A 21,269-nucleotide genomic window follows, 5' to 3' on the forward strand; every position below is an offset into this window, starting at 1 on the left:
CCTACTCATCTCCCTTTTCAACGATGACACTAACAACTGAGAACGTCTGAAAATCATCAATTGGCCGAACATAGATGGTCTGTCCGGTCTGATTGGAGAGCGCCTGCACACTGTCCACGGTGCCGATCAGCAGTCCGCTTGGATAGCCGCCGCCCTTGCCGCTTGTGACGACCTGCATTCCCTTTTTGATTTCACTGCTGTCATCAAACAGCAAAACGATATAGCAGCCGCGCTTGACATCATAGCTCTGCAAAACACCCAGAGAGCTTTTCTTTTCATCCAGCAGAATCTTAATGGATGCTGAATTCAGCTTATCTTCACTGGTCAGCAGCTTGACAACGCTGGTATGAGCGGAAACACTCTTGATCTTTCCAACCATGCCATTCGTACTTTCTACTGCCATACCGGCCTTAATGCCTTCCTTGCTGCCCTTATCAATGGTAATCTCATTGTTCCAGGTAGCCTGATCACGCAGAATAACCTTCGCCCATGTCCGTTTATATGTATCATCACTCGTTTTGATGCCCAATGCTTCCTCAAGCTCTGCATTTTTTTGTTTCTCATTGACATACTTTGCCTTGTAGGAAGGATTTTTGCTCAGCTCATAGCGCAGCCGGTCATTTTCCTCATTCACGCTCCATAGGTTTGCAAAATCACTGAACAGATTTTTTACGGTTTCTGTCGGATAATCAATCAGTGCATATTTCAGCATCGTGACTACATCATAGCCGATATTGCTTGTTACAGAGCCGCTCATACTCCTTAAAAGGATACCTATCATCACAAAGAACGCGATAACGCCTAAGATTATTTTTTGAAAACGATTCAATTTTGACATGCTCTCACCTATTTCTTCATGTTTCCCATATATTATATAGGGGAAAGAAAAATAGTTCAATGACAATCTGGTTTTTGTCAAAATCTTAAGAAAACTTTAGGAAAGTCCCGGCTGCAGCAGTCCCTTCTGTGCGAAGCTGAAATATGTATTGCGGCTGACAATAATATGATCCATCAGTGGAATCGCCGTCATGACGCCGCACTCCTCAATACTTCTGGTCAAAGAGATATCCGCCGAGGATGGCTGCGGATCACCGGACGGATGGTTGTGGACACATAGGATTTTCGCACAGCCAAGCTGCATCGCTTCCCGAAAGATTTCCCTGGGATGCACACTCGCATTGGTCAGGGTGCCGACAAACATCACGCGGCTGCTGATCAGCTGATTTTTCTGATTGAGGAACAATACGAGAAAATGCTCCTGCTGTTCAAAGCCGATCTGCTGATTGACCCATTCCAGAATATCCTGCGGATGATGGATGCCCGGTGCATGCAGCACCTCATCAAAGGCGATTCTGCGTCCCAGCTCAAATGCCGCCAGAAGAGAAATGGCTTTCGCCTCCTTGATTCCCGACAGTCCCATCAGCTCCTGCATATTCGCCTTTCCCAAATCCCCCATGGAGCTCCAGTGCCTCAGCACCTCATCTGCCAGCTCCAGTGCGGACATGGAACGCGTGCCGCTGCGTAATACCAGAGCCAGCAGCTCCCGATTGGAAAGCGCCGCTATTCCGTGCTGCAGCGCCTTTTCTCTTGGACGCTCCTCCTTGTTTAATTCCTTTACTTTCATTTTCCAATCCTTTCCAGTGCCTTGTCATATGCCTGCTCATCAATTAGTTTGACCACATCGGAATTCTCTACGGTAACATCTTTCGGAATGTAGCTGTATTTCAACGCTTTCAGCTTCTGCTGAACCTGCTGACTTTCCTTTTCATCACTGCTTACACCGCAGACGACAGCCGTCAGCTTATCCTGCTTCATCGTATAGCTTTTCAGACCTTCCTTTTCCAGCTTTTCCTGCATATCCTGCACACTCTGTGCCTTTTCATATAATCCCACCTGATTCATATACAGCGTTCGCTTATCATCATTCGCTTTTCCCAGCGTAAAGGAAAACAGCACATAATACATCAGACAGAATACCACGGAAAACAGAATACCGAACAGCATAATCAGCCGTTTATTTTCCACATGCATCACCTCACCCTAACCATATGCATCCCGCATTTGACACATACCTCATTCGACAGGAAAGGATAAAACACCTCCTTACACTATATCTATACGATTTAAAATCGGGAAACTCCTAAAAAATCCGCTAATTCATGTAAATCTTTCTATTATTTCCAATCACAGATGTCAAAAAAGCAGAAAGCTGTGGTACAATTACGCATATGGAGGTACCGATATGAAAAAATGGATTGCACTGCTTGCACTGATGTGTCTTTGTACTGTATCCGGCTGTACAAAAAAAGAAACACCACGGTCCCCTGCGGAAACGACGGCAGCCTTTTTAAACGGCATTCAAAATCAGGACAGTGATGCGGTAAAAGCTTCCAGTGACTGGAAGGATTTCAATATAAAAGCATTTTCAGTCGATGACAGTGATTATATGGATTCTGTTGACAAAAAGCTGCAGAAGCAGACATATGAGAAAATGATGTATTTTGAGCATAAGGAAGGCAAGGAAACCATCCAGGACAATCAGGCAACTGTCACAGTGAAAATCAAGCAGTACGATTTCTCAAAAACTCTGAAATCCGGTATGGAGCAGGCGGAGAAGAAGGTACAGGAGCTTAGCAAAAAGGATGTCAGCGATGCGGAAACCGAAGCAGCCATCGCAACCGTTCTCTTTAAAAGTCTGCAGAAAACAGATGTCATGAAAACTACGGATGTCCAGATACAGCTGAAGAAAACAGAGGATGTCTGGATGGTGAGCAGTGATAATGCGCAGCTGGAAAAGCTGTTGAGTGCAAATCTCAATCTGATGCAGGAGCAGTAACGGACAGGAGCCCTGAGAAGCTTCTGTTTTTTATTTGAAGCAGACCTCTTCCGGGTTGCCAAAGCCATTCGCACAAACGATAAGCGCTAATATGCAGATTAATAAATATGAAGGAATCTGCATACCGCTGTATAGATTCTCTATCAGTATGTAGATTTCGAATGCATACATAGTACAAAATGGAGGTAGTATTAAGCAGCATCACAATACCGTATACTTAAGAACATCACTTCTCCCTGTTCGAACAGTCATCACGCATCGCTCAGGGATACGATAGAGGATACTCCTTTATGTATGAGATTACTGCCAGACGGTATTTTTTTCCTTATCAAAGCTATACTTATAATAAAACGGGCGAACAGCAGCTTTGAATAAACAAAAAAATAGGAAATTATACAATTTATTGTTGACATTTCTTTGAAAATAAGTAAAATAATAGAGGTAACCTTGGAGAGTTGGCCGAGCGGTTTAAGGCACCATCTTGGAAAGGTGGCGTAGTGAAAGCTACCGTGAGTTCGAATCTCATGCTCTCCGCCATTGATAATATACGTCCCATACGGGACGTTTTTTGTTTATGCTTACGCTGACTGAAAATCAGGGTAAAAGATACTTATGCAAAACACAGGCATGCTGTTATCAGAAAACAAGATAATCATATCGAATTATGTTCTGCACAGCATACAAAAAAATGAATAACCGGCACAGTAACTATAAACAAGGTATCAGGCAAAAGCACTGCTACGCTTTTTCGATAGTTAAGAAGTGTCATGTAACACTCCTTTCCAAAAAAAAGCGATTACTATCTGATGACGAATCGCTGATAACCTAATATAATTTCTTAATTTTGTATACTACATCCTTATATTGTATGACGAAACGAAATCATAGGAATGAATGTTAGGTGATGATGACTCATTAACAACGTTCCAGAGAATAGAAGCAGCCTTCCATTTGTCGTGAATCGAGCATTTCTTTGATCCTGGCAAAATCTTTTGAAAATTTATTCCATTCACAAACTGAATGATCATATTTTGCATCATCTGAATTGTTATAATAATTTTTTAAATTATATCACTTTCCAATACCTGTAAACGATTTTCAAACTTAGACCTGATCTTCTATTTCCTGTGTGCCCTGGCGCTGTGAGTTCCGGTTTTTGGTTTCCTTGATCTATATACACAATGAATTTCAGCTTGATAATCGACATCAGGAACTCTTTCTTGAATGTGAATTGCATGCATGAAAAGAGGAAAGCAAACAGATTCCCTGCATAAGCAGTATCATACTTTTTCTAAATTGTTCACCTGAATCAAATGCATAGCAGCCCTATTAAACAGCAGCATGAGCTGCCGGTATCAAAAAGATCAGTAACACATTTCCTCCGGTCTTTCCGCATAGCTGCAGGGGACGATGCGTATATGCTTTGCCATGCAAATTTCACGAAATGCCTCACTCAGTCTTCCGCTGCTTCCCCGCACACTGAGCACATCCCTTGCATCATCCTCCACATACATATGCTGCAGGGCAAGCAGCATCGCCAGCTTGTTATAGGTATGCTGCAGGGAATATCCCGGCTTCATCTGCATATGATGAATATTATCAAAGCCGCTCACTCCGTCAAACAAACGGGAGGTGATCAATGCATACATCATTTCATAATAGCGCCGGTATAAAAATGCCGCATTGTATTTGTCCCAGAGCATCTCCTTTGACTGCGGGTCCCAGGAATATGCAATATTGTCAATAAAGCGAATACATCCCACAAAGCAATCATAGGAATAGGCCGCCTTCATCTGAGATAAAAGTATTTCATGCTGTGTAAAATAATCGACACAGATACCAAATTTCACAGGGATTGGAAACGATTCCCTGCGCATCGCATCTATGAACGCATGATAGTCCATAATGGAACAGATATTCTGTGCCTGATACCATTCCTGCTGGCAGGGATATGTCGCCCTAACCTCTTTATATAAGGAAGCGCACTCAAGAAACATACTGGAAGGCTCCAGAATCACCAGCTGTGACAGCTTTGTTTTCTGCGCCTGCTCCACAAAAGCATCCAGCACATCCTTGCGATAATTCCCCTTTAATGTAATATGTCCATCCATACATTCCCTCCTGGTTTTTATGAAAAAACTCAGTCCGCCTGAGTTCTAATAACGAATTTTCTTAATTCTTCCAAAGCCGATGGTTCCCGGTCCAGTATGTGACATGATGACAGACTTGAAAATCCGCTGTTCAACCGGTTGTCCGCACGCCTCCTCCAATGCTGCCTTCAGCTCATCACTGACCTTTCGATTATAGGCATCAATGATCATCCAGTCATATTCCTTTGGATCGATATCCTTTAAAACAACCTCGATCCCCTCTTTATAAGCTTTTTTCAGGGTTCGCACCTTGTCAACCAGATCAATCGCCCCATGCTCCACCTTCAGCAATGGCTGTATCTTCAATAATCCTGCCAGCGCTGCGGCAGCAGGCGAAATGCGTCCGCCGTTTTTTAATGCGGTCAGAGTTTCCGGAATCAGAATAGCAAACAGCTCACCCTCCTGCTCAATCTTTTCCTTTGCCTGTACACACGTATATCCTTTTTCAAACATATCGCGAGCGGTTAACAGCATATGAACAACCGGATAACACACGAAATCAGAATTCAAAACAAACACGCGATTTTGATACGGTGATTGTTCCGCTATCCCCATCGCAACACGGCAGGTGCCGGATAAGGCCTTTGTCAGCGGTATGTAAAATATTTCATCGTAGCTTTCCAGCAGTTCATCCCACATACGGGTCATCGTACCGATGATCGGCTGTGCCGTTTTAACACTCTTATTCTGACCAAGTGCCTCGATAATATCCTGATCGGAAATTGTTTCTTCCTCGATAAATTCTTTTCCATTTATGGTAATGGGCATCCGTAAAACATGTATCCCAAGCTTTACAGCCTCTTCTTTGGTAATATCTGCGCTGGAATCACACATCAACGCTATTTTTTTCATGGAATCACTCCTTAAAAGGCATTATAACATTTCTACAAAAAAATTCAATAAAAGTATTTACAAAACATAATGAATAGGCTATAATATAACTCGCCTGATAAAATGTCAGGAACGCTATGGCGATTGTGGTGAAGTGGTTAACACAACGGATTGTGGCTCCGTCATTCGTGGGTTCGATTCCCATCAGTCGCCCCATAGAAAACAATCAGGAAGTCAATTGACTTCTTTTTTTATTTATAGGCAGTTGATTACCCCATGATAATGAAGACACAGGCAGACTATGTGAAGATAAGTGCCGGATTCGCAAATAGCTGTTAATCCATCCACAAGCGTGTATCGCAGGCAGCACATACGTAGAAATTCTTTTCACAGAAAAGATTCATACTTTTACAGAAAACGTGTTACAATAAATATAAATAAAAGGAGGCATTTTTTATGAATACCATCAGTGAGGATATTAAGAAAATCATGCTGGCAGGCATTGGTGCCGTTGCCACTACAGCAGAAAAATCAAAGGACGTAATTGATGCTCTTGTGAAAAAAGGTGAATTAACAGTTGAACAGGGTAAAATTCTGAATGAGGAGCTGAAGCATGACCTTCGGGAAAAGCTGAGAACTCCGGCTGATACGGAAAGCATCCGCAAGGATTTGGAAAAGGTCAGCAGGGACGACCTTGCAATGCTGAAGGCCCATATTGAAGAACTCGAAAAAGGCATGGAGAATGAGCAATCCGAATGAAGTGAAAACGCTGAGCAGTAAACGCCGGCTTGCTCAGATTCTGGGAATTCTGAAAAAGCATCATATCACAAAGGGAGTTGATCCGGTTAAGTTTCGGGAAATTCTGGAAGATCTGGGTCCTACCTTCGTTAAAATCGGACAGATCATGGCAAGCCGGCAGGATATGTTCAGTGAACGCTATTGCAAGGAGCTTGTCAAGCTGCGGGATAATGTCGCACCTTTGCCCTTTGCAGATGTACAGCGCGTCATAGAGGAAGAATACGGCTGTCCCATGCAGGAGGTATTCTCCAGCTTTGAGCGTATACCGCTGGGTTCCGCTTCCATTGCGCAGGTGCATAAGGCCTCTTTGCTCGATGGAAGAGAAATCGTTGTCAAGGTGCAGCGTCCTTACATCTATGAGATGATGGAACGGGATATTTCCTTGATTCGTAGAGCTGGAAAGCTGCTGCGTCTGAGTGAGGTGCTGGGGAGCGTCATCGATATCAATATCGTAATGGATGAATTCTGGTTTACTGCAAAGCAGGAAATGGATTTTCTGAATGAGGCGCGCTTTGCCATGGAATTTGCCCGGAATCATCAGTCTATCACCTATATCGGTGCGCCGCTGATTGAGCAGGCCTACACGACCAGCCGGGTGCTGGTCATGGAATACATTGACGGCATTGTCATTGACGATCGCAAAACACTGGAGGAAGGCGGCTATGACCTTCGGGAAATTGCCTCCAAGCTGGCAGAGAACTACATCAAGCAGATCGTGGACGACGGCTTTTTCCACGCTGACCCGCATCCTGGAAATCTTCGCATACGGGATGGAAAGATCATCTGGATTGATTTTGGCATGATGGGAACCCTGCAGCGCAGCGACAAGGACCTTATGAAAAAGGCAGTGCAGGCCATTGGCAGCAATGATACCGAGCTGATGGTCGATGTCATCCTGACGCTGGGAGTTCACGACGGCCGGATTGATTACACACTGTTTTATGATGATATGGAAATCTTCATGAAGAAATATATCCATATGGACCTGAATGAAATCAATCTGGGGGATGCGATTCAGGAGGTCTTTACCATTGCACACAAGCACCGTATATCCATGCCGAAAGGCATCAGCATGCTGGCAAGAGGACTTGTAACCATGGAAAGCACCATGACGCTGCTGGATCCGAAGACGAATATCATTCAGATAGCGGCAGCCCATGTCAGCGAGCATATATTCAAAAAGCTGGATGCCAAAAAGGAAGCGGTAAATGCGGGAAGAAAGCTCTATGAGGCCGGAAAGCGCACACTCGATATCCCCATACAGTTCAGTGAGCTCATGCGGATGATCACCAAGGGACGCATCAAGCTGAATCTGGAAATCATGGATTCCAGCGTACCCTTAAAAACCATCAATCACATGGTCAATAAGCTGGTTGTCGGAATCGTATCCTGCGGCCTGCTCATGGCAAGCTCCCTGATCTGCACAACCGACATGACGCCCAAGGTGCTCGGTATACCCGCCATTGGGTTTATCGGCTATATGACCGCCGTATTTTTGGGCATGTGGCTGCTGTATACCGTGTTAAAGGACAAACGCCGGTAAGCATAAAAAAGCTGTACAGGAATCGGATTTTACACAATCGTGAATACATAAAAAAAGAGAATTCCACACTATTGTATATTATCAATAGCATTCGAATTCTCTTTTTTGCAAGCACCCCAAAGTAAGAAAGAACACAGGAATTGTGACAGACTTTACTTTGATAGTATGCGACAGCTTATCGCCAAAGCTGTTTTTCAGATTTCCTTACTTTATACCAAAACTGCCTCTTTCATGACCTTTCCAATAGCGTCGTGAATAACCAGATCCGCTCTATGATCCATCGCAGTCTCCTCTTTGTTAATCAATATCAGCTTTGATCCCCGAAAATATTGAAGCAGCCCGGCTGCCGGATACACCACAAGGGAGGTTCCTCCGACAATGAGCACATCTGCCTGTGAAAGGAAAAGGATCGCCTCCTCCATGACCTGCATATCCAGACTTTCTCCATACAATACAACCTCCGGCTTCAGGATGCCGTTACAGCTCGGACACCGCGGCACCTGCTTCTTCTGCTTCAGCATTTCCTGCAGATCATACTCTGCACGGCAACGCTGGCAGCGATTGCGGTGTATGCTGCCATGAAGCTCCAAAACCTTTTGATTGCCGGCCTTCTGATGCAGACCATCAATATTCTGCGTGATAACTGCCTTTAATTTTCCCATTTCCTCCAGCTTTGCTAACGCCAGATGCGCATCGTTTGGCTGTGCCCGCTCATAGACCATTTCATGGAAATAAAAATCATAAAACTGCTCGGGATGTTCATGAAAGAACTCACTGCTGATCATCGTTTCTGCACGATACGGATAGGTCTTCTTACTGTAAATACCGCTCTGTGATCGAAAATCCGGAATATTACTTTCCGTACTGACACCCGCACCACCGAAAAAAACGATATTGTCACTCTGTGTCAGTATTTTTTTTAGTTCATCATACATATGCTTCACACCTTTCTGATCTGTACATGACTGCCTTCTCTGCTCTTCTCCACCAGAATACCGGCCGGTATATTTTCCTTCAGCAATTCCACATGGGAAATAATGCCGACATAGCCGCGACTGCTGCTCATGATCTGCAATACAGCCAGTGCATCTGCTATGCTGTGCTCATCCAGCGTTCCAAAGCCCTCATCGATAAACATGGTGTCCAGCTGAATACCGCCGTTTCTTGCCTGTACAACGGCGGATAATGCCAGTGACAGCGCAAGCGAAACCAGGAATTTCTCACCGCCGCTCAGGGAAACGACACTGCGGGTATTGCAGGTAAAGCTGTCATATATGGATAGTTCAAGACCATATTTTCGTGTTCTGCCACTCGCCTCATCACTGCGGAAAATCTGATAGCGTCCATTATGAACAAGCTTTAGCAGCTGATTTGCCTGCTGCGTAATACTGCCGAGCATGATTCCCAGTACATATCGTTCAATCCCCATACCGTTATCACCACGCATGGCTCTGACGAAATGAGCCAGCTCTACAAATGCAGGCTCTTCAACATCCAGCTCCTTCTGAATTTGCGTGATGGAGGCCTGCACCTGTAAATACATCGTTTCATGTGTCGTAATATCCGCAAGCTTTAGTTGCAGCTGCTCCACCTCCTGCATCAGCTGCTCCTGCTGTGCCAGCAATGCCTCCAGATTCTGTTCTGCAATCGCAGCACAGCGCTGTTGAAGATCCTGTATCCTTGTTTTCAGCTGTTCCTTTTTCAGCGCATATTCCTGCATCTGCTGTTCCCGCTTTTGCAGATCCTCTTGCTTTAGCCCCTGCATTTCCTCCTCCTGAATCCTGTTCTGTGCCACCGCCTGCCAAGATATTTCTGCAGCCTGCAGTGCCTGCTTTGCCTGCTGCTCTTCCTTTTGTGCATGCTCATGATCCCGCTGCTGCTGTGCCAGGTTGATTTCCAGCTGTCGAAGCCTTGTTTCCTGCTTTACCACCAGTGCGACTGTGAGGTCGAGCTCCTGCTGCAGCTGTTGCAAACAGTCACTGAGCGTCTGCGGACTGCGCAGCTCACAGGGAATACTGTCCTGCAGTACTGTTCTCTGCTGATCGTTCAACAAAGCCTCCGTATGCAGCTCCTGCAGTTTTTGCTGCAGCTGCTGCAATGCGGCATCCTCCTCCTGCTGCTTCTGCTGTAATCGCTCCTGCTGCTGCAGAAGCTCATGAAGAAACAGGTTCAGCTGTTCAGCCTGCTGCTGTTTCTGCTGCAGTCTGGTAAATTCCGTCTGGGAAAACGGCTGCTGCAAAAGTGTCTGTATGGCTTTCTCATGCTCCTGCATAGCAGTAAGTCTCATTTGTATGGATAATCGCACATGCTCCAGCTGCTGCTGTATTCCCTGCACTGCTTCCTTTTCCTGATCCAAACGTTCCTGCAGCTGCTTTAGCTGCACAACATCCTGATACGCCGCCTTCGTTTCAGCGAGTGCGGGATGCGTCGTACTTCCACATACAGGACAGGGCTCATGCTCCTTTAATAAAGCCGCAAGCTGTACCGCACTGTTGTTCAGATAGGTACGCATTGCTTCATCATAGGCCTGCTGCAGCGGTATCAGCTGCTCTTCCCGCAGCTTTATCTGCAGAATCAGCTCTTTTTCTTCGGCTTCCTCAGCCTTCAGCTTACCGGAATGCTGGATTCTTTGCTGCTCATGGTAATCTGCCTGCCTCCATACCGCAAAGTGCTGCGCAGCATGCTCTAGTCCATCCAGTGTCAGCTGAGCTGTCTCTATTTTCTGTCGAAGCTGCTCCTTGTTGCTGTTCAGCTCGCTGCAATGCTTTTGTTTCTGCTCCACCAGCTGCTGCTGTTTATCCTGCAATTCCCGCAGAGCATTCTCTTTAACAAGCAGCTGCTGCAGCTGTTGAACCAGCGGGCGCAGCTCCTGTGCTTCATGCAGCTTCTGACGCAGATTCTGCTCCTGCCCCTTATACTCCTGCAGCTGCGTTTGCCATAGCGGGGCTGCCTGCTTCTGCTGGTTTAGAAGCTCATGCTGCTTCGCCACAGCATGCAGGTTATCGACGCGCTGTTTCCATATATTGCGGCATTGCTGCAATGTATTCCATTCCGGCAGCACCTTTATCAGCTCCTTCTGTCTTTCCAGATAAACATAGAGCTGCTTCATGTCTTCTTCCTGCTGCAGCAATCGCTCCCAGTCCAGCTCTGCCTGCTGCAAAAGTGTCAGCTGTTCTTTTCTCAGTCGTTGCTGTGCTGCTTCCTGCTTGATTTGCTCCAGCAACTCCTGCTTCTGCTTTACCTCCTGTTCCAGTATTCTGCGCGTGCTTCCGGCATGCTTCAGCCATACTGTGATTTCTTCAGGACTCTGCATTTCTATTCCGCTCAGCAATGCCTCCCTGCGCTGCTTTTTCATATCCAGCTGTTCCCGCTTCTGCTTCATGGTATCGCTGAGAGCCTGATTGATTCCGGTCCAGCGCTCCATCTGGAACAGTGTTTTCAATATTTCCTGCTTTTCTTCACTTTTGCTTGTTAAGAGCTGCTCGAATTTCCCCTGCGGCAGGATCATAACCTGTACAAACTGCGCATAACTCAAACCCAGCAGCTCCACCGCCTTTTCCTCAACATTTTTCAGTTTCGGATTTTCAAAGAAAGGTACAAATTCCCCATCGACTATTTCTCCGGCATCAATCTGCATCTGAGGAGTCAGCTCTTGATTGCGTTTTTTACGCATCGTAATCGTTCGCACAAACCGATAGGTTCGCTGATGAAGCTGAAATTGAAAATCAACGACGGTCGCATCCTGCACCTCGGCAAAACGGGAGCGCATACTATACAGATCCTCCCGTTGAGAACCGCTGCTTTTCCCATACAGCGCATAGGTCATCGCATCCAGCAGCATCGTCTTTCCGCTTCCTGTCTCCCCCTGTATGAGAAACAGATGCTGTTCGTCAAATACATGAAAATTGATGCACTGCTGTTTTACATAAGGACCAAAGGCCTGCAGCTTCAATATTTCAGGTCGCATACATTTCCTCTTTCTCCAGCTTTTGCTGTGCCTGTAAAAACAGCTGCCTCGCTGCTTCACTCAGCTCTTCCCCATAATAATCCTGAAAGAACTGCTGTACAATATCCAAATCGGATATCGTCTCCAAATCCTGTAATCGTATCGTGATATTCGTCTGTTCCTGCTCCATGCTTTTTCCACTCAGCTGCAGAAGATTCTCATAGCCCTGTCGAAAGTAATCCAGCATTTCATAGGATACCGGCAAATCCGTGACCTCAATTTTCACATAGGCATGATCCGGCACTGTATGCTTCAGCATTCTCTCCTTTAAATCCGCATAGCTTCCCTTGCATACCTGCAGTGGATGCAGAGGCTGAATATCCCGTTTTGTTACCGTATCCGTCTGACTGTCATAAATCAGCACACCCTTGGGCTGATCAGCCTCCGAAAAGGAATACGGCAACGGTGAGCCACTGTACCAAACACGCCCACCGGCATGCTGACGGCGGTGCAGATGTCCCATGGCCACATAGGAAAACCCGTCAAATATAGCGGAGGGAACCAGCTCCGCTCCACCCACATTCGCAAATCGGTCACTCTCGCATACCTCGGCATTTGCCAGAAAGCCATGCGCCATGGCAATCGGCCGATATGCATGGTCTGCCGTAGAAAGAATATCCGTACAAATACAGCTGAAAGCCTCCGCCTGTGAATGCACGTCCTTTTGGTAGACCTTTCTTACCTGCTCCACATGGAAATACGGAATCGGGTATATCATACAGTCATCCACCCGGATTCCCTTCACCTTTTCCTTCAGACTTCCGATGATATACAGCCCCATCCCCTCCAGCAGCCTTGACAGGGATGCCAGACGGGTTGCCGAATCATGATTGCCGGCAATTACAATCACCTTTTTTTTCAGCTCCATACACAGCATATACATGATATCATCATATAATTCAATCGCCTCTTTACTGGCCAGGATCGTATCATACACATCTCCCGCCACCAGCACGGCATCGATGCTTTCTTCCTCGATAATCGCTTTCAGCTGCTGCTTAAACCAGCGCTGATCCTCCATCAGCGTCACCTTATATAAATCCATTCCCAAATGCCAGTCTGCCGTATGTAATACTCTCATTCCTGTCCTCCTTACCTGAAAACAGGGCAGATTTATCTGCCCTACTCCGTTGCCTGTTCCACTGCTTTTCCTTTTTCTGCCAGAAAATCCTTACTGTATTGTATATCCTTAAAGGACCAGCGGACATCAAACTGCTGATAGGTGACCACTGCCTCCGGCCAGTTGATCTGATAGGTCGTTTCCGCATACACGCTGCCATCTCTGGTTTTGGTTTGTGTGCCGATATACTTAATTTCCCCGCTGACGATACTGGCATCGGTTATAAAGATGCTCGGCACATCGACAGGATGCACTTTATCATACTGATATTTCAGGGTTACCTCCGTGGCATTGCCAACCTGCCTTACGCTTTGCTCCATACTGATTACATAATTAACAAAAACCTTTGTCTTTTTTTCCACAGTCTTTCCATTTGATAAATTCAGAATCAGGCGAAGCACATTTTCTCCGGTTGCGTAATTGTATGCATCCTTTGAAATCTGATAGCTGCTGTAGTCCGATACATTGTCAACATACGTATTGTTGATGTACAATTCTACACTGTTGATTGTGGAAGAATGCTTTTCATAGCTCCAGGTGACATCGATATATCGCAAATCCTTTCGATATTCTCCTTCAAACTGCGTGATTTCCGCTGTTGTCTTTGCAGGTGCAGGCTCCGGTGTTGTCACCACCGGCTTCACCGGTTCCTGCTGCGCTTGCGTATTTACAAAGATATAGACGGATAAGGCAATGATAATCAACAGTATGACAGTCAGCAAGAAAACAAAGAAGCCGTTCTTTTTCAGATATGTCTTAATGTTTTTCATATGCCCTCCTTATGTACTCTCTATTATACTGTTTTCCATAGTAGAAAGCCACTGATTTTTGTCATATTCATGGGAAATCACATCATTTTACACAAAGAAAACACTTACAATTTCATTTCATCAGCAGGCAGAGAAAAGAAAAGATATAGAATACCGATAAAACCAGCATCTATATCTCTCTTCTTTTATTCGTTTACCGGTACCAGTGGTACAACGATCCCGTTATATTTCTCCTCGATAAACTTCTTTACATCTTCGGTATTCAGCACTGCAATCAAATCCTTGATTTTCTCATCATCCTTGTGAGCTGTCTGTACCGCAATGATATTGGCATAGGTCTGCGCAGCCTCACTATCCTTGGATTCCGTCACCAGCACCTTGTCACTGATTTTTGCATTCAGGGCATTGTTTCCGTTAACAACTGCAAAATCAACATCCGGAAGACTTGTCGCACAGGTTTCTGCCTGCATTTCAATAATTTCCACCTTTTTATTATATGCTTCGATATCCTGCTTCGTCGCATCGACACCCTTGCCCTCTTTCAGAGTAATAATTCCGTTATCTGCCAGCAGCTTCAACGCACGTCCGCCATTGGTAGGGTCATTCGGTACGGAAATTTTCTGTCCGTCAGCAACCTCCTTTAATGATGTATGATTGTTGGAATAGATACCCAGCGGCTCAAAGTGTACCGCAAACACGCTTGTGAGTTTGTCTGAGACATTAGCCTTTTTTGCCCAGTCGACCAAATACGGCTTATGCTGGAAGAAATTCGCATCCAGCTCATCATCGACCAGTGCCTGATTCGGTTTTACATAATCTGTGAATTCTTCGATTTCAACCTTGTAGCCCTTTTTTTCCAGTGCCGGCTTCACATGCTTCAGAATTTCCGCATGCGGTGTTACACTCGCACCGATGCGAATCGTCTTGTCCTCTTTTTCACTTTTGGCATCATCGCCCTTTGCACCGCAGCCTGCCAGCAGTGCAATCGTACATAATCCAACTGCCAATGTTTTTAATTTCATGTTCTTTCCCTCATCTTTCTATATTGTTTTAATTTATGCGTTAGAGCCTGTGTATCTGCATACACACATCTGGCTCCGGATTATTTCTGTCGAATCTGTGAGCCGCACATTCGACAGATCCGGCAATTCTGCTTCAGCATGTGCTTCACAAGTGTCCCTCCCTTACCACATCAATGCGTGGTTTTACGAATCGCAAAATTTCCAATTCCCTGAATGAGTGAAGTGATCAGCAGCAGCACTGCAACACACACATAAATCACATCAAACTGGAAGGAATTATAGCCATAACGGATACAGAAGTCACCAAGTCCGCCGCCGCCAACGACTCCTACCATGGCGATATAGCCAATCAGCGTGATCAGCGTGATCGTTGTTGCACGGATAATGCCCGGTACACTTTCCTTCAGATATACGCGGAATATGATTTCCAGCGGAGAACAGCCCATTGCCTGACTCGCTTCGATCAGTCCGTTATCCACTTCGGATAACGCGCTTTCAATCTGTCTGGCCACAAAGGGGATGGCACCGACTGCCAGTGGAAGCATGGCCCCCCGCAATCCGATGGTCGTTCCAACAATGGCACGGGTCATTGGCGCTATCAGAAAAATCAGTACGATAAAGGGGATGGCCCGGAAGAAATCAATCACCTTTCCAATCAGGAAATAAAGAATTGCATTCTCCAGGATACCTTCCTTTTTGGTTACGACCATAATGACACCGAACAGGGTGCCGATCAACAAGGAAATCACTCCGACGATTCCCAGCATGATGAAGGTTTCCAGAATTGCTGTCCAGAAATCCGGCAGCTTATCCATGATATTCGGTATGAATTGATTCAAAAGCTCTAGCATGATTTCATCACCTCCACGCCTACTTCATGCGCCTTCAAATAGGCAAGTGCCTGATCGATATGTGCTTCCTCCCCGCTTAGGATAACAATCAAATCACCAAGCGGTGTATTTTTGATAATTTCCACATTTCCGAAAATGATGTTGGTATCCACCAGAAATTGTCTGGATATTTCCGAAATCAGCGCCTTGCTTGTGCTGACGGAATCATAGTTCAGCTTCACCAAGCGCTGTCCCTTTTCCAGTCTCGTCACACTGGCACCGGCATCGAGCATTTCCTGCACACGATGGGCATTACTGGTTGAAGCGATGAAATTGCGCGTTACCTCTGCCTGTGGCTTTGAGAAGATGTCGATAATGCTTCCCTCCTCCACAACATATCCGTTTTCCATAACCGCCACACGGTCACAGATTTCCTTGATAACGGCCATTTCATGCGTAATCAATACGATGGTGATTCCCAGCTCCTCATTCACCCTTTTCAACAGCTTTAAAATGCTTTTGGTCGTCTGCGGATCCAGTGCGCTTGTTGCTTCATCACACAGCAGCACCTTGGGATCATTCGCCAGTGCCCGCGCAATCGCCACGCGCTGCTTTTGTCCGCCGCTGAGCTGCGACGGGTAAGCATCGACCTTATCGCTGAGATCCACCAGCTCCAGCAATCTGCGAATTTTCTGATCCATCTCCGCCTTGCTTAATCCGCTTCCCTTTAATGGAAATGCGATATTCTGATAGACGGTACGGCTGCGCATCAGATTGAAATGCTGAAAAATCATACCGATCTTCTTGCGCATCGCTCTTAATTCTTTATCCTTCATTTTTGTGATATCCTGATCATCAATCACGACTGCTCCCCTGCTTGGACGCTCCAGCAGATTGATACAGCGTACCAGTGTTGATTTGCCGGCACCGCTGAAGCCGATAATTCCATAGATTTCCTTATCCTGTATCGTCAGTGTAACATCCTGCACGGCATGCACGTTCCCCGCCCTGCTGTCGAATGTCTTACTGACATGCTCTAATCTGATCATGTCCTCTTCCTCCTGTATTCTACATATAAAAAAGCCTTCATCCCATAGGACGAAAGCTGAATTTCGTGTTACCACCTAAGTTTATTCCCACCTCACAGTGGAAACCTCATCAAGTACGCTTTCCTGAAGGAAAGTTATACCCTATCGCTGTAACGGGCGAACACGTCGCAGCCTACCTTGTTCGACTGCGCGACTCCAAGACCATTTTCAGCAGTTCCTCTTTATTTCCTCTCACCAAACGGAAACTCTCTTTAAAAGCCTACGTGCCTACTCTTCTTTTCTACGTCATTGTTTATCTGCCCATTATGTTACTTTATTTTAATCAAATCGTCAAGTCTTTTTCTCTTTTTTTCTTTTTATGAAACTTTTTCCTGTAAATCAGCCGATTTTATATTTCAGCTTATAGGTCTTGCCTTCACTTTCATCATCAAAATACTCCGTATAGCTCAGCATGATTTTCTTCGCCGAGGAGGAGATGATAAACACCAGACAGCCACTGATTTCCTCCTGCGGCTTCAGGGCATATTCGTCCGGCAGCTGATTGCGGATTCCGAAATTATCCTCAGCCTCAAACGGCCCCTCATTATCAAAGGTTATCATGAAGTCATCCTTATACATTGTCAGGATCTCATTGGTTATATTTCGTATCGTCACATGCAGCATAAGAAATCTGGCACCGTCATCGACGATAAAATCCTTCAGCTCCTTTTCACACAGCTCGATCCGCTGCAGCTTGCATGTAAAAAAAATGGTCTGAAATTCATTGATCATCGCCTGATTCGGACAATAATCCGATGTCAGAAGAATATTATGCTTCTGTTGTTCATGTTGAATGATTTCCATAGTTTTCACCTCTCTACCATACTATATGACAGGAGTAAGGAAAACTGTCGAATTTCCTCATGAAATAAGAATATCCGGAAAGACGCGAATACCTTTTTTTATAACCTGTGCCAGGTATCGGTTGCCCAGCGTATGAAAGAGTGCATGGATATCCGTGTGAGCAAACAAAAGGATATCCGCCTGTGCATTTCTTTGGATATGTCCAAGCTCGCCTCGATCCAGTGCTCTTGCAGGCCATACAGTCAGTGCCTGCAGCAATGTCCATGCATCATAGACCTCCGCCATCCCCATGAGCTGTGCTGCACACAGCTGATCCTGAATCGCATAATTTCCGGCTGCGCTGATACAAAAGCGGCAAAGGCGCTTCTTGTTTTTTTGGAACAGGCTTGCATACGGATACATAACCGGTATGCACGCAGGGTTTGCATCCAGTATCTCAAAGCAGGGCTGTTCACGAAGGGCTGCTGCACCGCCACCCCTGCAGGCAAGTGTCAGCGTCCCGTTTCGCATATACGCCATACCCTCCTCCAGCTGTCTGCGCAGACCATCGCGTATAGAGGCTGTACTCAGCTGCGCCTCTACCTCTATAAAGCCAGGTACTGCAATATGACCTCTGCCATCCAGAATCCGGGTATCCTTATCCGCATATTCCCGCCAGCTGCCGCAGCCGACCGCCAGAATCCGCTCATGGTGGATGGCGATAAAGGCGTGCTGAAAAACAAGCGGATGCTTGTTGACCATATCCATCGTGTAGATCTTTTCCAGATTTATGATAAGCAGCGTAGCTCGTTTCTTCACGGACATCCCTCACATTGACTTCTTTTATTATACGTCAAAAAGCGTCGAATGGGAAAAGAATTATGGTATAATTGAAACAGAAAGGGTGAGAAATATGCTGGATTGGCTGAAACATCTGTTAAAGAAAGAAGAACTGCCGCCTGCCGTACAAAAGCCTGTGATCATCACGATACACGGCTATGGCAGAAGACGCAGAAATGAATTTGATAATTTCGCTGCCTGGGGTAAACAGGACGGCTTTGATATCATACAGTTTGACATGTATGATCTGTTTGATGAACAGGATCATGACTGGATGCAATGGGTCTCCAGAGCGAAGGAGGTCGTAGATTCCTATAGAGACAGCGGTAGAGATATCTATCTTGCCGGCTTCTCGATGGGCGGTGTGATTGCTTCCTACCTGGCTGTTGTATGCCCCGTAAAGCGCCTTCTATTGCTGGCTCCCGCATTCAGCTATATGAATGTTGATATAATCACCGGTGTCCTTACAAAATCCGCATCCTCACTGATGGGAAATGAAAAGAAAGAGGAAATCCAGCTCCCGCGTGCCTTTTACGGCGCCTTTACGGAGCTGGTAAAAAACCTGAAGAAATATATCGGCTTTGTGGAGTGTCCGGTCTTTATCATTCATGGGAATGCCGATGAGGTCATTTCTGTAAAAAGCTCCCTGTGGGCCTACAATAAAATTCCACACAGCCGCAAAAAGCTGATTCTTCTACATGACGGGCATCATCGTCTGCTGATGGATCCGGAGGTCAGCTGGACATGCTATCAGAATATGAAGCTGTTTTTCGAGGGCGTACTCCTGCCGGATAACGAACCGGTGATGGCTGAGGATATCATGGGGGCCCTACTGGAGGAGAAAAAGCGCAGAGAGCGTGAAAAGCAATCACAGGAGCCGGCGTTGAACCCGCTTCGCGTGCAGACTGATGAATCGCAGCATACCGATAGCTGTCAAGCAGATGCCGGTGCGAAAATATAGCTTCCTTCATTGCTTTCATCAACAAACTCTCCACGATATTCATTTTATTACCATACCGCGATTCCCACTGAGAAAGAGTTACTGATTTTACCTGTACACAAAAGGAGTGCTTCCCTTACGCTGCCAAGCGTGAAAAACACTCCTTTTCTTCTATGGTTCTGCGCTAGACTTCTGTCAACGCTTTCTTCGTTTACAGCTTCTGTCCGCATGTACTGCAGAACTTACTGTCGGTCTCCACTTCCCCGCCGCACTGCGGGCAGTATTTCTTCGTGATGAGGGACGTTCCGCATTCACAGCAGAATTTCGCATCCTCCTTGTTCAGCTCTCCGCAGTTGGGACATTTGATACGGATCACTTCCTTAACAACCGGCTCCTGAGGCTGTGCAGCCGTGGTATTCATCTGCTGGGCAAAGGCAAAGCCTGCACCGATACCCGCAATACCCTGGCTTTGCTGCGCTGCATCCCGCATTGCACGCGACTGCTGCCACTGCTGAAAATTCTGCATATTCCCGCTAACAAGATTGATTCCGGACTGCTCATCAATAAATTTCTCAACCTCCTCAGGCAGTGAGATATTTTCAATATTGATCATCAGCAGGCTGATTCCCATCGTTTCCATTTTCTCGTTCGCACTGTCTCTGGCAGCTTCGGATATCTCGCGCAGCTTGCTTGCCAGCTCAACAACACGGATTTTTTCTTCGGCGATCACATCAATCAGGCTTTCAATCACGATCGAACGAACAAACTCGATCACATCATCTGTCTGATAAATCATCTGAACGCCGACCAGCTCCTGCATGAATTTTTCAACATCTACGACCCGCAGCGAGAATGTTCCAAAGCCGCGTACCCGAACCACGCCGAAGGTTGGATCCTCTATGATAAACGGATTTCTCGTTCCCCATTTATTATCTGTCAGTGCCTTTAAGCTGACAAAAAACAAATCACTGATTATCGGTGATCGAAAGCCGTATTTCCAGCTTTGCAGTGTGGATAGAATCGGCATATTCTCCGTATTCAGCGTATAGGAGCCTGCGGAAAACACATCCGCCAGCTCTCCCTTGCTCATAAACACCGCAGCCTGACTTTCTCTGACAATCAGCCTTGCCCCCTGCTTGATTTCATTATCACGGCCGTTTCTCTGATATTTCAAAACGATCAGGTGACTCATATCCTTATCATTTTCAATTACATCGATAAACTGCCCCATCAAAAGATCACTGAATCCCATTAGCGCATCCTCCTATCGTACAATATAATCACCGTTTGCATCCTTAAACTTATTGGTTGCGATCATAAACAGGTCATAGAGCCAGCCAAACATAAGAAATCCCATGGTTACCATGTAGAACAATGCACGTCCCCATCTTCCTGTATAAAAATTATGAAGCCCCAGGGGACCGCTGAACAGGGCTAACAAAAATGTAACCATTTTACTCTTATCACTGTCATAAACCTCGCGTCCTCTCCCCTGTCCGGGTATATTCTGTCTTGCTTCATCCTGCTGTATTGCATCCACTGCTGCATCATAATCCGCATTCTCACTGCCGCAGTACGGACAGCATCTGCTGTTTTCAATTTCTGCACCACATTGCTTACATTTCATAGCGATCTCTCCTTACCTTATTCTATTATACAGGGAACTCGTATGCTGTGCAATTCCTTTTCATCAGGCATTTTCCATATGGCAG

The 21,269-nt window shown here is 45.9% G+C and carries 20 protein-coding genes, 2 tRNA genes, 1 pseudogene and 1 other annotated feature; of the genes and pseudogenes, 6 read left to right on the forward strand and 17 right to left on the reverse strand.

Features of this window, described 5'->3' with window-relative positions; all coding sequences use genetic code 11:
• Position 1 precedes the first annotated feature (1 nt).
• The 3 genes from mreC to G4D54_11620 all read right to left on the reverse strand — a co-directional run bounded on the left by mreC (position 2) and on the right by G4D54_11620 (position 2,031).
• Complete coding sequence (mreC, locus tag G4D54_11610; protein ID QJA03049.1) at positions 2 to 838, reverse strand: rod shape-determining protein MreC; 837 nt, start codon at positions 836 to 838, stop codon at positions 2 to 4.
• Positions 839 to 934: 96 nt separating this feature from the next.
• Positions 935 to 1,624, reverse strand: a complete 690-nt coding sequence (locus G4D54_11615; protein ID QJA03050.1) for a JAB domain-containing protein — start codon at positions 1,622 to 1,624, stop codon at positions 935 to 937.
• Entirely contained in the window at positions 1,621 to 2,031 is a 411-nt protein-coding gene (locus G4D54_11620; GenBank protein QJA03051.1) for an SPOR domain-containing protein, read from the reverse strand. The genes G4D54_11615 and G4D54_11620 overlap by 4 nt, the downstream gene beginning before the upstream one ends.
• A gap of 211 nt (positions 2,032 to 2,242) precedes the next feature.
• Here G4D54_11620 and G4D54_11625 point away from each other — a divergent pair, with 211 nt between their 5' ends.
• Both G4D54_11625 and G4D54_11630 read left to right on the forward strand, forming a co-directional pair.
• On the forward strand, positions 2,243 to 2,836 hold the full coding sequence (locus G4D54_11625; protein QJA03052.1) for a hypothetical protein: 594 nt from the start codon (positions 2,243 to 2,245) through the stop codon (positions 2,834 to 2,836).
• Positions 2,837 to 3,285: 449 nt separating this feature from the next.
• Positions 3,286 to 3,373 (forward strand) — tRNA-Ser (locus G4D54_11630).
• 567 nt (positions 3,374 to 3,940) lie between these two features.
• On the opposite strand, the pseudogene G4D54_11635 reads toward G4D54_11630, so the two are convergent.
• From G4D54_11635 to G4D54_11645, 3 genes and pseudogenes are all read right to left on the reverse strand, one after another.
• Positions 3,941 to 4,155, reverse strand: a pseudogene (locus G4D54_11635) (hypothetical protein).
• 45 nt (positions 4,156 to 4,200) lie between these two features.
• Entirely contained in the window at positions 4,201 to 4,947 is a 747-nt protein-coding gene (locus G4D54_11640; protein QJA03053.1) for a hypothetical protein, read from the reverse strand.
• Between the two features lie 45 nt (positions 4,948 to 4,992).
• Positions 4,993 to 5,838, reverse strand: a complete 846-nt coding sequence (locus G4D54_11645; protein QJA03054.1) for a DegV family protein — start codon at positions 5,836 to 5,838, stop codon at positions 4,993 to 4,995.
• Positions 5,839 to 5,957: 119 nt separating this feature from the next.
• Between G4D54_11645 and G4D54_11650 the strand changes: the two genes are divergently transcribed.
• The 3 genes from G4D54_11650 to G4D54_11660 all read left to right on the forward strand — a co-directional run bounded on the left by G4D54_11650 (position 5,958) and on the right by G4D54_11660 (position 8,158).
• Positions 5,958 to 6,033, forward strand: a tRNA-His gene (locus tag G4D54_11650).
• A 240-nt stretch (positions 6,034 to 6,273) separates the two neighbouring features.
• On the forward strand, positions 6,274 to 6,576 hold the full coding sequence (locus G4D54_11655; GenBank protein ID QJA03055.1) for an aspartyl beta-hydroxylase: 303 nt from the start codon (positions 6,274 to 6,276) through the stop codon (positions 6,574 to 6,576).
• Complete coding sequence (locus tag G4D54_11660) at positions 6,560 to 8,158, forward strand: AarF/ABC1/UbiB kinase family protein (GenBank protein QJA05193.1); 1,599 nt, start codon at positions 6,560 to 6,562, stop codon at positions 8,156 to 8,158. Before G4D54_11655 ends, G4D54_11660 begins: the two co-directional genes overlap by 17 nt.
• Positions 8,159 to 8,367: 209 nt before the next feature.
• On the opposite strand, the gene G4D54_11665 is transcribed toward G4D54_11660, so the two are convergent.
• The 9 genes from G4D54_11665 to G4D54_11705 form a co-directional block, all read right to left on the reverse strand.
• Entirely contained in the window at positions 8,368 to 9,093 is a 726-nt protein-coding gene (locus G4D54_11665) for an NAD-dependent protein deacylase (protein ID QJA03056.1), read from the reverse strand.
• 5 nt (positions 9,094 to 9,098) lie between these two features.
• On the reverse strand, positions 9,099 to 12,125 hold the full coding sequence (locus G4D54_11670) for an SMC family ATPase (protein ID QJA03057.1): 3,027 nt from the start codon (positions 12,123 to 12,125) through the stop codon (positions 9,099 to 9,101).
• A complete protein-coding gene (locus G4D54_11675) occupies positions 12,115 to 13,245 on the reverse strand; it encodes an exonuclease SbcCD subunit D (protein ID QJA03058.1) in 1,131 nt (376 codons plus the stop codon). Before G4D54_11675 ends, G4D54_11670 begins: the two co-directional genes overlap by 11 nt.
• A gap of 41 nt (positions 13,246 to 13,286) precedes the next feature.
• Complete coding sequence (locus G4D54_11680) at positions 13,287 to 14,054, reverse strand: hypothetical protein (GenBank protein ID QJA03059.1); 768 nt, start codon at positions 14,052 to 14,054, stop codon at positions 13,287 to 13,289.
• Positions 14,055 to 14,239: 185 nt separating this feature from the next.
• Positions 14,240 to 15,076, reverse strand: coding sequence for a MetQ/NlpA family ABC transporter substrate-binding protein (locus G4D54_11685; GenBank protein ID QJA03060.1), 837 nt, complete (start codon positions 15,074 to 15,076; stop codon positions 14,240 to 14,242).
• 170 nt (positions 15,077 to 15,246) lie between these two features.
• A complete protein-coding gene (locus tag G4D54_11690) occupies positions 15,247 to 15,927 on the reverse strand; it encodes an ABC transporter permease (protein ID QJA03061.1) in 681 nt (226 codons plus the stop codon).
• On the reverse strand, positions 15,921 to 16,955 hold the full coding sequence (locus tag G4D54_11695) for a methionine ABC transporter ATP-binding protein (protein QJA03062.1): 1,035 nt from the start codon (positions 16,953 to 16,955) through the stop codon (positions 15,921 to 15,923). Before G4D54_11695 ends, G4D54_11690 begins: the two co-directional genes overlap by 7 nt.
• Positions 16,956 to 16,997: 42 nt before the next feature.
• Positions 16,998 to 17,247 (reverse strand) — a binding site (T-box leader).
• An 86-nt stretch (positions 17,248 to 17,333) separates the two neighbouring features.
• A complete protein-coding gene (locus tag G4D54_11700; GenBank protein ID QJA03063.1) occupies positions 17,334 to 17,798 on the reverse strand; it encodes a DUF4352 domain-containing protein in 465 nt (154 codons plus the stop codon).
• A 57-nt stretch (positions 17,799 to 17,855) separates the two neighbouring features.
• Positions 17,856 to 18,596 carry an imidazolonepropionase gene (locus G4D54_11705; GenBank protein ID QJA03064.1) on the reverse strand — a complete coding sequence of 247 codons (741 nt, stop codon included), beginning with the start codon at positions 18,594 to 18,596 and terminating at the stop codon, positions 17,856 to 17,858.
• Positions 18,597 to 18,690: 94 nt separating this feature from the next.
• Between G4D54_11705 and G4D54_11710 the strand changes: the two genes are divergently transcribed.
• Positions 18,691 to 19,578 (forward strand): carboxylesterase, encoded by an 888-nt coding sequence (locus G4D54_11710; protein ID QJA03065.1) that lies wholly within the window; start codon positions 18,691 to 18,693, stop codon positions 19,576 to 19,578.
• Positions 19,579 to 19,768: 190 nt separating this feature from the next.
• Here G4D54_11710 and G4D54_11715 read toward each other — a convergent pair whose 3' ends face one another.
• Together G4D54_11715 and G4D54_11720 are read right to left on the reverse strand one after the other, a co-directional pair.
• Complete coding sequence (locus tag G4D54_11715) at positions 19,769 to 20,809, reverse strand: hypothetical protein (protein ID QJA03066.1); 1,041 nt, start codon at positions 20,807 to 20,809, stop codon at positions 19,769 to 19,771.
• Positions 20,810 to 20,821: 12 nt separating this feature from the next.
• Positions 20,822 to 21,184 carry an NINE protein gene (locus G4D54_11720; GenBank protein ID QJA03067.1) on the reverse strand — a complete coding sequence of 121 codons (363 nt, stop codon included), beginning with the start codon at positions 21,182 to 21,184 and terminating at the stop codon, positions 20,822 to 20,824.
• Positions 21,185 to 21,269: the final 85 nt, after the last annotated feature.

The sequence above is a fragment of the [Clostridium] innocuum genome (assembly GCA_012317185.1).
GTDB lineage: Bacteria > Bacillota_I > Bacilli_A > Erysipelotrichales > Erysipelotrichaceae > Clostridium_AQ > Clostridium_AQ innocuum.

Excerpts from the sequence above, each read along its gene's own strand:
- G4D54_11620 (QJA03051.1), bottom strand. The coding sequence starts at position 2,031 with ATGCATGTGGAAAATAAACGGCTGATTATGCTGTTCGGTATTCTGTTT.
- mreC (QJA03049.1), bottom strand. The coding sequence starts at position 838 with ATGTCAAAATTGAATCGTTTTCAAAAAATAATCTTAGGCGTTATCGCG.
- G4D54_11695 (QJA03062.1), bottom strand. The coding sequence starts at position 16,955 with ATGATCAGATTAGAGCATGTCAGTAAGACATTCGACAGCAGGGCGGGG.
- G4D54_11700 (QJA03063.1), bottom strand. The coding sequence starts at position 17,798 with ATGGAAATCATTCAACATGAACAACAGAAGCATAATATTCTTCTGACA.
- G4D54_11670 (QJA03057.1), bottom strand. The coding sequence starts at position 12,125 with ATGCGACCTGAAATATTGAAGCTGCAGGCCTTTGGTCCTTATGTAAAA.
- G4D54_11665 (QJA03056.1), bottom strand. The coding sequence starts at position 9,093 with ATGTATGATGAACTAAAAAAAATACTGACACAGAGTGACAATATCGTT.
- G4D54_11615 (QJA03050.1), bottom strand. The coding sequence starts at position 1,624 with ATGAAAGTAAAGGAATTAAACAAGGAGGAGCGTCCAAGAGAAAAGGCG.
- G4D54_11645 (QJA03054.1), bottom strand. The coding sequence starts at position 5,838 with ATGAAAAAAATAGCGTTGATGTGTGATTCCAGCGCAGATATTACCAAA.
- G4D54_11660 (QJA05193.1), top strand. The coding sequence starts at position 6,560 with ATGAGCAATCCGAATGAAGTGAAAACGCTGAGCAGTAAACGCCGGCTT.
- G4D54_11675 (QJA03058.1), bottom strand. The coding sequence starts at position 13,245 with ATGAGAGTATTACATACGGCAGACTGGCATTTGGGAATGGATTTATAT.
- G4D54_11710 (QJA03065.1), top strand. The coding sequence starts at position 18,691 with ATGCTGGATTGGCTGAAACATCTGTTAAAGAAAGAAGAACTGCCGCCT.
- G4D54_11715 (QJA03066.1), bottom strand. The coding sequence starts at position 20,809 with ATGGGATTCAGTGATCTTTTGATGGGGCAGTTTATCGATGTAATTGAA.
- G4D54_11680 (QJA03059.1), bottom strand. The coding sequence starts at position 14,054 with ATGAAAAACATTAAGACATATCTGAAAAAGAACGGCTTCTTTGTTTTC.
- G4D54_11720 (QJA03067.1), bottom strand. The coding sequence starts at position 21,184 with ATGAAATGTAAGCAATGTGGTGCAGAAATTGAAAACAGCAGATGCTGT.
- G4D54_11690 (QJA03061.1), bottom strand. The coding sequence starts at position 15,927 with ATGCTAGAGCTTTTGAATCAATTCATACCGAATATCATGGATAAGCTG.
- G4D54_11655 (QJA03055.1), top strand. The coding sequence starts at position 6,274 with ATGAATACCATCAGTGAGGATATTAAGAAAATCATGCTGGCAGGCATT.
- G4D54_11685 (QJA03060.1), bottom strand. The coding sequence starts at position 15,076 with ATGAAATTAAAAACATTGGCAGTTGGATTATGTACGATTGCACTGCTG.
- G4D54_11640 (QJA03053.1), bottom strand. The coding sequence starts at position 4,947 with ATGGATGGACATATTACATTAAAGGGGAATTATCGCAAGGATGTGCTG.
- G4D54_11625 (QJA03052.1), top strand. The coding sequence starts at position 2,243 with ATGAAAAAATGGATTGCACTGCTTGCACTGATGTGTCTTTGTACTGTA.